Source organism: Pseudoalteromonas rubra (genome assembly GCF_000238295.3).
Classification (GTDB): Bacteria; Pseudomonadota; Gammaproteobacteria; order Enterobacterales; family Alteromonadaceae; genus Pseudoalteromonas; species Pseudoalteromonas rubra.
Map to the genome: position 1 here is coordinate 1 of NZ_AHCD03000030.1, position 11,866 is coordinate 11,866.

Sequence of the window (11,866 nt, forward strand, 5' to 3'; positions counted from 1 at the left end):
TGAATTCAGAATACGTCTTGCGAGCATCAGCTGGTTTATGCGGGTGCTCAATGAAGACATTGCCCGCCGGGCCAATAAAGAAGATGGTTGCACAGGCCGGTTTTGGGAAGGGCGATTCAAGTCACAGGCTTTGCTGGATGAAGCGGCACTGGCAGCGTGCCTGGCGTATGTTGACCTGAATCCAGTCAGAGCCAAAATGGCAGAGACACCGGAAACGTCAGACTACACCAGCATTAAAAAACGTATTGATTATGCACGGCAAGGAAAGCAACCTAAGAGCTTACTGCGCTTTGCAGGTAACCCAAGAAAACACATGCCTAAAGGGTTGCCGTTTGAGCTGACCTATTACATACAGCTGGTTGAATTAACTGGCCGATGCATGCGTGCAGATAAGCGGGGTTATATCAGCGATAGCCAGCCATTGCTGACACGGTTGCAAATAGAGCCAGACAATTGGCTCAAGCTCACTACGCAATTTACGAAGGTCTTCCATGGCGCGGTGGGGCGAAAGCAAGCGATGAAAGATTACTGTGAACATCTTCATAAAAGGCGGCGTGCCAACTTGACTCATAAGTTCATCGGTGGTGATGAGCTGAGTGAGTCAGAGCACAGTATACTTGATGCAGACATCAGTGAATTCAGAATACGTCTTGCGAGCATCAGCTGGTTTATGCGGGTGCTCAATGAAGACATTGCCCGCCGGGCCAATAAAGAAGATGGTTGCACAGGCCGGTTTTGGGAAGGGCGATTCAAGTCACAGGCTTTGCTGGATGAAGCGGCACTGGCAGCGTGCCTGGCGTATGTTGACCTGAACCCAGTCAGAGCCAAAATGGCAGAGACACCGGAAACGTCAGACTACACCAGCATTAAAAAACGTATTGATTATGCACGGCAAGGAAAGCAACCTAAGAGCTTACTGCGCTTTGCAGGTAACCCAAGAAAACACATGCCTAAAGGGTTGCCGTTTGAGCTGACCTATTACATACAGCTGGTTGAATTAACTGGCCGATGCATGCGTGCAGATAAGCGGGGTTATATCAGCGATAGCCAGCCATTGCTGACACGGTTGCAAATAGAGCCAGACAATTGGCTCAAGCTCACTACGCAATTTACGAAGGTCTTCCATGGCGCGGTGGGGCGAAAGCAAGCGATGAAAGATTACTGTGAACATCTTCATAAAAGGCGGCGTGCCAACTTGACTCAGTGCGAGCGATTACTGGGTTAACACCTTTTTCTTTATTCACCAATTCAACTTACCTAAGTTCAGGGCTGGATGCGCATTCGTATTGTCCGAATCTAATTATTCTTCAAGATTTCGTGCTTAAACATACAACTTTCATTGCTCAGAGCTTATAGGAAGCGCAACATTTGTTAGTCTTGCATTTCGACTTTGAAACTGCCCACAATTGGTCTGTGAATTTACGGGTGGGTGTCTCATGAAAACCCGTCGGGGAAGATGTGTAGTTGAGACCGTGAGGTTTATGGACATTAACAGGAATTATATCTCAATTTGTGATATTTTTGAGACATATCTTTTATCTTTATAATATACTTATCTCAAAATCCAGGTATTTTGAGATAAGTATATGATTAAGCATCCACCGCAATTGACTCACACTGATCCACTAACCTGGATCACTGAGCATGCCCCTAAAGAGCTCTCCCGTTATTTTGATCACGCCTCCGTGGTTGATGACAAGGGGCGCTATCTGCACTATGACGAATTACGGTTTCGTCTGCCAAAAGGGCTGGAACTGGACATTGCCTGGAGCCTTATAAAGAAAGCCAGAAGTAAACAGCTGAGCCCGGTACTGCCATTGGATGAACCCGAGCGGCAGGCCCGTTTCTATCTGACACCGACCATGCAGAAGGCAATCTCAGAGGCAGACAGGCATGCAACCAGCGCCTCACTCGAGTACATGTGCAGTAAAGTAGGCGAAGAAAAACACTTTGAATATCTGCTTAATGACCTAATCGAGGACGAAGCCATTAGTAGCAGCCAACTGGAAGGGGCTGCTACCACAACAAAAGTGGCAAAAGATCTGCTCAAGCGAGCAAGAAAGCCAAGGACGCCAGACGAGAAAATGATCATTGGCAATTTTAAAATGATGCAATTCGCCTGGCAAAACCGCCACAAACGGTTGTCCATTGACCTTATTCAGTCCATGCACCAAATCGGTGTGGAGTCGATAGATGATGAAAAATACCACCCCGGCGCGTTCAGGCAGACAGATGATGTTGAAGTGGCTGATGCTGAGGGCAACACGGTACATACCCCACCGCCAGCCAACCGAATTCACGAGCGGCTGGAGCAGTTTATTGCCTGGGTAAATCAGGACCATCAGGATGTCGAAAGCAGTCACTATTTGCATCCGCTTATCAAAGCAATCGTTATGCACTTTGTGATTGGCTTTGAGCACCCATTCAGGGATGGAAATGGCCGTGTAGCGCGCTCGTTATTTTACTGGTACATGTTCAAAAATGACTACGCGGCTTTCAGGTATATAGCCATCAGCGTGCTACTTAAAGCAGCCCCTATCCAATATGGAAAAAGCTATTTATATACTGAAACGGATGACCTGGATCTAACCTACTTCATTGACTACCAGTGCAAAATTGTAGGTCGTGCGATTGGCGAATTTAAGCATGCCTATGAGAATAACCTGAGAGAGTCTGAAGCGTTCACCCGCTGGCTATGGGACTCGGGCCTGTTCAGTAAGCTCAGTGACAAACAAAAAACGCTGTTTATGGTGGCAAAAAGCGGTAAGACCAAGCAGTTTACAGCGGTTAATGTGAAAGAAAACCTGGGCTGCTCATACAATACCGCACGAGATGCCTTAAACGGCCTGGTTGAGCTGAACTTATTTGAAAAAGAAAAAGCAGGCAAGGAGTGGGTATTCACGATGCGTAGCAAAACAGCAATTATTGAGAGCTGGGGGTAATTATTCACCTAAAAGGCTTAAAAGGAATTAACCCCATTTAATATCTGACGTACCGCTTAGGTTACTTAGAGCACAGTGAATTCTAGCTTGAACTCTGTTGGTGAAATATGAGCTTGTTTCACAGTAGCATGGCTGTACTTTTTTCTTATTATGGCTAGCAATTGATTTTTAAAATCATTTTCTATACATGCCCCGAGAATTACTTCCTTGACAGCTGTCCTTGGAAACTCAAAAAGGTGTATTGGGTAAGGGGTTGATTCAATGACTTTTTCAGCGTCTTTCAATCTAGCACACATACGCCATTCTTGCTCATAGTGCCAATCGTCTGATTTGACTAGTAGTAAGCTTGTACCATCAAGCTGAGTCATACGGTTAGTGGGCCTGTGTGTAGAATATTCAACCTTGCGCAAGTGGTAGAACTCGTCACTTTCACTTCGTCTTTGATTAAAGAACTGCGCTGTACTATCAAACCCAATACAGAATCCTTTATGGGAGTGTGCGTAATGTGACCACATAAGCAGGTTTGTGCTGAGTTCTGAAAGTGATAGTACACCAATCAAGCGATTTGACTGTTCATTAAATGTAGTCGCAGTGATACCACCCATTTTTTCAAAATTTTCTTCGATTGCCGACCTTTGTTGCTTAAACAGCTGTCGTATTGTTTCTTCTAGTTCTGAGGGAGGAATCAGACTCCTCATAGATGCAGAAAACTTTTTTATTTCATGATGTACAACATTAATGAGTTACATGGACACCCACCCTAAAGTGGCGTGCGGAATGTACGTCGTCTACCTTTAGGTGATACTCAATGGATTGAGGATGACAAATTATGCCAATGGCAAGGAAGAAGCAGGTTAGCCTATCAGACACTAAGTACTACCACTGCATATCCCGGTGTGTTCGCCGGGCATTTCTGTGCGGCAACGACCGCGTTACGGGCAAGTCTTATAAAGTAGTTACATGGACACCCACCCTAAATTGGCGTACGGAATGTACGTTGAGAATTAGCATGGACACCCACCCAAAATTTTAGACGTTCAGCCTGGGTTTTTGGATGGGGGATAGTGAACCTGCCATGAGTAGTAGTTACATGGACACCCACCCTAAACTGGCGTACGGAATGTACGCCGTCTACCTTTAGATAATGCTCAATGGCAAGGAAGAAGCAGATAAAGTTATAAGGATACCCACTCTAAAGTGGCGTACGGAATGTACGCCGTCTACCTTTAGGTAATGCTCAATGGATTGAGGATGCTAGATTATGCCAATGGCAAGGAAGAAGCAGGTCAGCCTATCAGACACTAAGTACTATCACTGCATATCCCGGTGTGTTCGTCGGGCATTTCTGTGCGGTAAAGATCGCCTCACGGGCAAGTCTTATGAACATCGGCGAGACTGGGTTGAGGAAAAATTACTGACCCTTGCGAAGGTGTTTTGTATTGATGTGTGTGGCTATGCGGTTATGAGCAATCATACGCATATCGTGTTGTATGTGGATGATAAGAAAGCACAAAGGTTATCAGATAAAGCGATAGTGCTTCGCTGGCATAAACTGTTTAAGGGCAACCAACACCAGTTATAAGGACACCCACCCTAAACTGGCGTACGGAATGTACGCCGTCTACCTTTAGGTAATGCTCAATGGCAAGGAAGAAGCAGATAAAGTTATAAGGACACCCACTCTAAAGTGGCGTACGGAATGTACGCCGTCTACCTTTAGGTAATGCTCAATGGATTGAGGATGCTAGATTATGCCAATGGCAAGGAAGAAGCAGGTCAGCTTATCAGACACTAAGTACTACCACTGTATATCCCGGTGGGTAGTTATAAGGACACCCACCCTAAAGTGGGGGGTAGTTATAATGACACCCACCCTAAACTGGCGTACGGAATGTACGCCGTCTACCTTTAGGTAATACTCAATGGATTGAGGATGCTAGATTATGCCAATGGCAAGGAAGAAGCAGGTCAGCCTATCAGACACTAAGTACTATCACTGCATATCCCGGTGTGTTCGTCGGGCATTTCTGTGCGGTAAAGATCGCCTCACGGGCAAGTCTTATGAACATCGGCGAGACTGGGTTGAGGAAAAATTGCTGACCCTTGCGAAGGTGTTTTGCATTGATGTGTGTGGCTATGCGGTTATGAGCAATCATACGCATATTGTGTTGTATGTGGATGATAAGAAAGCACAAAGGTTATCAGATAAAGCAATAGTGCTTCGCTGGCATAAGCTGTTCAAAGGTAGCTGGCTGACGCACAAATTCATTAATGGTGATGAGCTTAGCGAGTCAGAGCACAGTATGCTTGATGCAGACATCAGTGAATTCAGAATACGTCTTGCGAGCATCAGCTGGTTTATGCGGGTGCTTAATGAAGATATTGCCCGCCGGGCAAACAAAGAAGATGGTTGCACAGGCCGGTTTTGGGAAGGGCGATTCAAGTCACAGGCTTTGCTGGATGAAGCGGCACTGGCAGCGTGCCTGGCTTATGTTGACCTGAACCCAATCAGAGCCAAAATGGCAGAGACACCGGAAACGTCAGACTACACCAGCATTAAAAAACGTATTGATTATGCACGGCAAGGAAAGCAACCTAAGAGCTTACTGCGCTTTGCAGGTAACCCAAGAAAACACATGCCTAAAGGGTTGCCGTTTGAGCTGACCTATTACATACAGCTGGTTGAATTAACTGGCCGATGCATGCGTGCAGATAAGCGGGGTTATATCAGCGATAGCCAGCCATTGCTGACACGGTTGCAAATAGAGCCAGACAACTGGCTCAAGCTCACTACGCAATTTACGAAGGTCTTCCATGGCGCTGTGGGGCGAAAGCAAGCGATGACAGATTACTGCGAGCATCTTCACAAAAGGCGGCGTGCCAACTTGACTCAATGCGAGCGATTACTGGGTTAACACCTTCCCGTGAGTACCATTTCGATTTATCTAAGTTGAGGCTTGGATGCGCATTCGTATTGTCCGAATCTGATTATTTTCTAGGATTTCGTGCTTAAACATACGACTTTAATTGCTCAGAGCTTATAGGAAGCGCAACATTTGTTAGTCTTGCAATTCGACTTTGAACCTGCCCACAATTGGTCTGTAAATTTACAGGTGGGTGTCTCATGAAAACCCTCATTTATCTAAGCTAAGGCTTGGATGCGCATTCGTATTGTCTGAATCTAGTTATTCTTCAAGATTTCGTGCTTAAACATACGAATTGAATTGCTCATAGCTTATGGGAAGCGCCGTATTTGATAGTCTTGCAATTCTTTATTGAACCTGCCCACAATTGGTCTGTAAATTTACAGGTGGGTGTCTTATGAAAACCCTTACAGGTGGGTGTCTCATGAAAACCTAGCAGAAATATAATTAAGGCGACTACGCCCCAAACAACGGTGGTTGATGGAGATGTTTTTATATATATACAAGATATGCTGGGGATACCTAAGTCTTTTGTGAAGAGTAAAAGATATGAATAGATTTTTATTATTTTTGTTTTTTTCTTTGTGTTCTAATTTCTCTTTTTCTAATCCCTCTTTAGAAGGTGATGTAGAAAAAATTAAAGCGCATTTGGATGGGTTGGTTAAAGGTGGGGGGAAATTGTCAGATGAACGTATTCAATTGCGCTTAAAGGAAATGGCTTCCTCTCTTGAAGTAGGTACAAGGGAGTATTATGATGTTTTCAATTTAATCGGAGTGTCATACCTTCTGTCAAAAGATGAAAGTATGGTAATTAAATCTGAAAGCTTTTTTAAAATTGCGCTTGAAGGTGGAGTTGAAGCGGCCGCTCAGAACTTGGCAGAGTTAGAGTTTTATCGAGATAGATATAAGGAAAGTCTGTATTACTTGAGTCTTATATCTAACGACTATATAAAAGGTGAAAGAAACAGAGTTAGGTACTATAGGTTAAAAGGTCAGATATTATTTCTAAGTGGTGAGGTGAGTGTTAATCGCCATAAGGCTGTTGATATATTTGAAGATATAGAAGGGTTGGATGAGAGTGGTATATCAAGTTATTTTATCGGGTTTGATCTTTTTTATAAAGGGGAGTTGAACTTGGCTCTCGAAAAATTCAATAGCTCTATTAGTCTCGGCAACGAGAGTTCTATGATGTTTTTGGGTGACTTATACTATCAGGGTGAATATGTTGAAAGAAATATAGGTAAAGCAAGTGAGTATTATGAAATGGCTTATTCACTTGATAATGCAAGGGCAGCTTTTAATTTGGCTATGATCTATAGGGAAAAGCAGGATATCGAAAAACTTAAAGATTATATAAGAAGAGCTGCGGAGTTAGGGCATGAGAAAGCGCTTCATATTTTTGAAAAAATACAACAGAGCAAACCAAGATAGTTACTGGCTGGTTCAACTTGAATGAACCTGCCATGGACACCCACCCAAAATCTTAGACATTCAGTCTGGGTTTTTGGGTGGGGGATGAATGGTTTAAATGAAAGTTACATGGACACCCACCCTAAACTGGCGTACGGAATGTACGCCGTCTACCTTTAGGTAATGCTCAATGGATTGAGGATGCTAGATTATGCCAATGGCAAGGAAGAAGCAGGTCAGCTTATCAGACACTAAGTACTACCACTGCATATCCCGGTGTGTTCGCCGGGCATTTCTGTGCGGCAAAGACCGCGTCACGGGCAAGTCTTATGAACATCGGCGAGACTGGGTTGAGGAAAAATTGCTGACCCTTGCGAAGGTGTTTTGCATTGATGTGTGTGGCTATGCCGTTATGAGCAATCATACGCATATCGTGTTGTATGTGGATGATAAGAAAGCACAAAGGTTATCAGATAAAGCGATAGTGCTTCGCTGGCATAAACTGTTTAAGGGCAACTGGTTGACGCACAAGTTCATTCGTGGTGATGAGCTGAGCGTATCCGAATACAGCATGCTGGCAGCTGATATTGCTGAATTCAGAATACGTCTTGCGAGCATCAGCTGGTTTATGAGGGTGCTTAATGAAGATATTGCGCGCAAAGCTAATAAAGAAGATGGTTGCACAGGCCGGTTTTGGGAAGGGCGATTTAAGTCACAGGCCTTACTGGATGAAGCAGCACTGGCAGCGTGCCTGGCGTATGTTGACCTGAACCCAGTCAGAGCCAAAATGGCAGAGACACCGAAAGCGTCGGACTACACGAGTATTAAGGTGCGTATTGAACATGCACAGCAAGGCAAGCAACCCAAAAGCTTACTACGTTTTGCGGGCAATCCAAGAAAGCACATGCCTAAAGGGTTGCCGTTTGAGCTGACCTATTACATACAGCTGGTTGAATTAACTGGCCGATGCGTGCGTGCAGATAAGCGGGGTTATATCAGCGATAGCCAGCCATTGCTGACACGGTTGCAAATAGAGCCAGACAATTGGCTCAAGCTCACTACGCAATTTACGAAGGTCTTCCATGGCGCGGTGGGGCGAAAGCAAGCGATGACAGATTACTGCGAACATCTTCATAAAAGGCGACGCGCCAACTTGACTCAGTGCGAGCGTTTACTGGGTTAACACCTTCCCGTGAGTACCATTTCGATTTATCTAAGTTGAAGCTTGGATGCGCATTCGTATTGTCCGAATCTGATTATTTTCTAGAATTTTGTGCCTAAACATACGACTTTAATTGCTCAGGGCTTATAGGAAGCGCAACATTTGTTAGTCTTGCATTTCGACTTTGAAACTGCCCACAATTGATTTGTGAATTTACAGGTGGGTGTTTCCTGAAAACTAATCTGGCTAATGGAGGTAAGTGTTAATGAAGTGTTTTTTTGCATTGTTTTTATTTTTTTTCTCAGACTTAGTGTTGGCATCTGAAAAGATATCTCAAGTTTCATTACCAAAATTGTTAAGTGTTGGTGATAATTATGATGGGAAAAAAATAAGGGTTACAGGGTATTTGATGTACACAAGGGGATTCTATTGGCTTTCTCTCTATAGTAAAGGGGAAGTTATATATAGTTCTGTTAAGTTAAATGTAGAACAAGCTGATGTCTATTTAAATCGGGAAAAGCCGAGCCAGCTTTATGACATTACGGGAGTATTTAAGACTTGTAACGGCTACCATAATTGTTCTGATGAGATAGTGGTTGATCCAAAAGGAGTATCGCCACGTCATTAAGGAAAATCTCATGTGGCATCCATTCAAAATCGGCGCTCAGTGAGGGGGGCACGCCCTCATCGACTTAGGCTTCTATTAAGGTGTTGGCAAGCCTTTGCATAGTAAATGTTTTGGAAAGAAGGAATAGATAGATTGAAATATATCATAGTAGTTATATTTTTAACTTTGACCGTCTCATGCCAGCGGTATACAGATACTTTTCGTTATATTTCTTTGGAAGGGAATGAAAAAGTTGTTGAGGTAGCGAGCGGGATTATCAATAACCCAAAGGTGAAGCTTGAGAAAGAAATCGTTCTGTCTTATAAGCTTGAAAGGGAAAACTACAGTATTTTCTTTACGATTGGCAGTAGCGGATTAATGCCAAACATCATTGTGTATTCTAAAGGGAGGCTAGAGCAAATAGCGCCTAAAATTGTTCCAAAAAGGTTTAGAAGAAATAAAAAAGATGATATTCCTCAATGCAACCTTAGTTACATTGTTCGCAGTGAGACAGCTTTTGAAATTGTAGTACCAATATGCTTTGATTTTAGTGGCGGTAATTTTATTTCTTTTGATGTCTTAATTGACTCAGAAATAGTTGGCAAAGAAGATCTTAAGTTTACCTTGAGAGAAGCTGGAGAATATGAAACTGTTGATGGTATTTAGTAAGGTTAAGCTTGGATGCGCATTCGTATTGTCCGAATCTGATTATTTTCTAGAATTTTGTGCCTAAACATACGACTTTAATTGCTCAGGGCTTATAGGAAGCGCAACATTTGTTAGTCTTGCATTTCGACTTTGAAACTGCCCACAATTGATTTGTGAATTTACAGGTGGGTGTTTCCTGAAAACTAATCTGGCTAATGGAGGTAAGTGTTAATGAAGTGTTTTTTTGCATTGTTTTTATTTTTTTTCTCAGACTTAGTGTTGGCATCTGAAAAGATATCTCAAGTTTCATTACCAAAATTGTTAAGTGTTGGTGATAATTATGATGGGAAAAAAATAAGGGTTACAGGGTATTTGATGTACACAAGGGGATTCTATTGGCTTTCTCTCTATAGTAAAGGGGAAGTTATATATAGTTCTGTTAAGTTAAATGTAGAACAAGCTGATGTCTATTTAAATCGGGAAAAGCCGAGCCAGCTTTATGACATTACGGGAGTATTTAAGACTTGTAACGGCTACCATAATTGTTCTGATGAGATAGTGGTTGATCCAAAAGGAGTATCGCCACGTCATTAAGGAAAATCTCATGTGGCATCCATTCAAAATCGGCGCTCAGTGAGGGGGGCACGCCCTCATCGACTTAGGCTTCTATTAAGGTGTTGGCAAGCCTTTGCATAGTAAATGTTTTGGAAAGAAGGAATAGATAGATTGAAATATATCATAGTAGTTATATTTTTAACTTTGACCGTCTCATGCCAGCGGTATACAGATACTTTTCGTTATATTTCTTTGGAAGGGAATGAAAAAGTTGTTGAGGTAGCGAGCGGGATTATCAATAACCCAAAGGTGAAGCTTGAGAAAGAAATCGTTCTGTCTTATAAGCTTGAAAGGGAAAACTACAGTATTTTCTTTACGATTGGCAGTAGCGGATTAATGCCAAACATCATTGTGTATTCTAAAGGGAGGCTAGAGCAAATAGCGCCTAAAATTGTTCCAAAAAGGTTTAGAAGAAATAAAAAAGATGATATTCCTCAATGCAACCTTAGTTACATTGTTCGCAGTGAGACAGCTTTTGAAATTGTAGTACCAATATGCTTTGATTTTAGTGGCGGTAATTTTATTTCTTTTGATGTCTTAATTGACTCAGAAATAGTTGGCAAAGAAGATCTTAAGTTTACCTTGAGAGAAGCTGGAGAATATGAAACTGTTGATGGTATTTAGTAAGGTTAGTGCAAAAGCTACATGGACACCGACCAAAAATCTTAGACATTCAGTCTGGGCTTTTGGGTGGGGGATGAGGTGGACACGCCTAAATCGGCGTTAGTTGACCACTACACAGTCGCCTTGTGAATTTACGGGTGGGTGTCTCCTGAAAATCATTTAGCGGGAGAGTTTCTCAATTAATAAGGGGGATTAAATTAAAAAATTTATAGTTTTACTCACAATTTATTTTAGTGGCAGTTTTTATAGTTTAGGGTGCGGGAAAGCAGATGGTCTTGCTTTGTGTATCAAATCAAAGCCGCTACTATCCTATAAGTTATGTGAAGAATACAGTGTTGATCTTCTTAATTCAGATACAGTGAATGAATGCCTTGAAACCTATAAAAGTTTGGTTTTTGATGGCACGATTGCAAAAGAGAAATATATTAAGTTTGTTTATCAAGCAGTGGAAGAAGGTTTCTCTTCAGCTAAAAGAGTTGTTTATAGTGACAGGAAAGGTATGTTTGATAATTACACAAAGGAAGAGAAAGAAAAGCTATTGTATGAGTCTGCGTACCAGTGTGATATTGAAGCTATTCAAAAAGTGGTAAGAAAAGAAATAAAAATGAGCTCGCCGGAAGCATATAAATGGAATTATGTGTTGTTGCTGCAAGACATAGGTATTGATAAAAAAGAAGCGATAGTTGAAGACTTAAAATCTGTTACTGGTGTTCAAAATAAAATGACCGAGCTTCTTAATTTTCTATCGAAATTTAGTTGTAGCGAGGGTGTAACCTATAGATAAAATAGGCGGTAGTTGCTAAGGCACGAACTCCAAACTGGCGCTCGTTGAGCGCCTTTTTTCTGAGCAATCGCGCTAGCATGGTTTGCAATGTCAATAAGCACGGGCATGCACTGCTGACCAGCAGAGGGTGCATTTGAGGCCTGTCCCATA

10 protein-coding genes and 4 pseudogenes are annotated in these 11,866 nt (G+C 42.5%); 13 read left to right on the top strand and 1 reads right to left on the bottom strand.

What is annotated here, in order from left to right:
• From PRUB_RS26735 to PRUB_RS06980, 3 genes and pseudogenes are all read left to right on the top strand, one after another.
• Nucleotides 1-571 (top strand): annotated as a pseudogene (locus tag PRUB_RS26735) (transposase); the annotation flags it as partial.
• Nucleotides 563-1,225: pseudogene (locus PRUB_RS06975) on the top strand (transposase); the annotation flags it as partial. The pseudogenes PRUB_RS26735 and PRUB_RS06975, both read left to right, overlap by 9 nt.
• 361 nt (nt 1,226-1,586) lie before the next feature.
• On the top strand, nt 1,587-2,942 hold the full coding sequence (locus PRUB_RS06980; protein ID WP_010387415.1) for a Fic family protein: 1,356 nt from the start codon (nt 1,587-1,589) through the stop codon (nt 2,940-2,942).
• 65 nt (nt 2,943-3,007) lie between these two features.
• On the opposite strand, the gene PRUB_RS06985 is transcribed toward PRUB_RS06980, so the two are convergent.
• On the bottom strand, nt 3,008-3,640 hold the full coding sequence (locus tag PRUB_RS06985; protein ID WP_010387416.1) for a DUF2971 domain-containing protein: 633 nt from the start codon (nt 3,638-3,640) through the stop codon (nt 3,008-3,010).
• Between the two features lie 131 nt (nt 3,641-3,771).
• Here PRUB_RS06985 and PRUB_RS26420 point away from each other — a divergent pair.
• The 10 genes and pseudogenes from PRUB_RS26420 to PRUB_RS07030 form a co-directional block, all read left to right on the top strand.
• Nucleotides 3,772-3,894, top strand: a pseudogene (locus PRUB_RS26420) (transposase); the annotation flags it as partial.
• Nucleotides 3,895-4,203: 309 nt separating this feature from the next.
• Nucleotides 4,204-4,509 (top strand): annotated as a pseudogene (locus PRUB_RS06990) (transposase); the annotation flags it as partial.
• A gap of 376 nt (nt 4,510-4,885) precedes the next feature.
• Nucleotides 4,886-5,857: a transposase gene (locus PRUB_RS06995; protein ID WP_198452333.1), complete on the top strand. Its 972-nt coding sequence runs from the start codon at nt 4,886-4,888 to the stop codon at nt 5,855-5,857.
• 558 nt (nt 5,858-6,415) lie between these two features.
• A complete protein-coding gene (locus tag PRUB_RS07000; protein ID WP_010387019.1) occupies nt 6,416-7,297 on the top strand; it encodes a tetratricopeptide repeat protein in 882 nt (293 codons plus the stop codon).
• A gap of 190 nt (nt 7,298-7,487) precedes the next feature.
• Nucleotides 7,488-8,459 carry a transposase gene (locus PRUB_RS07005; RefSeq protein ID WP_198452334.1) on the top strand — a complete coding sequence of 324 codons (972 nt, stop codon included), beginning with the start codon at nt 7,488-7,490 and terminating at the stop codon, nt 8,457-8,459.
• Between the two features lie 244 nt (nt 8,460-8,703).
• Nucleotides 8,704-9,066 (top strand): hypothetical protein, encoded by a 363-nt coding sequence (locus tag PRUB_RS07010; RefSeq protein WP_010387024.1) that lies wholly within the window; start codon nt 8,704-8,706, stop codon nt 9,064-9,066.
• Between the two features lie 132 nt (nt 9,067-9,198).
• A complete protein-coding gene (locus PRUB_RS07015) occupies nt 9,199-9,711 on the top strand; it encodes a hypothetical protein (RefSeq protein ID WP_010387026.1) in 513 nt (170 codons plus the stop codon).
• A gap of 213 nt (nt 9,712-9,924) precedes the next feature.
• Nucleotides 9,925-10,287: a hypothetical protein gene (locus PRUB_RS07020; RefSeq protein ID WP_010387024.1), complete on the top strand. Its 363-nt coding sequence runs from the start codon at nt 9,925-9,927 to the stop codon at nt 10,285-10,287.
• A gap of 132 nt (nt 10,288-10,419) precedes the next feature.
• Nucleotides 10,420-10,932 (top strand): hypothetical protein, encoded by a 513-nt coding sequence (locus PRUB_RS07025; RefSeq protein WP_010387026.1) that lies wholly within the window; start codon nt 10,420-10,422, stop codon nt 10,930-10,932.
• A 280-nt stretch (nt 10,933-11,212) separates the two neighbouring features.
• Entirely contained in the window at nt 11,213-11,716 is a 504-nt protein-coding gene (locus PRUB_RS07030; RefSeq protein ID WP_010387028.1) for a hypothetical protein, read from the top strand.
• The last annotated feature ends 150 nt before the right edge of the window (nt 11,717-11,866 follow it).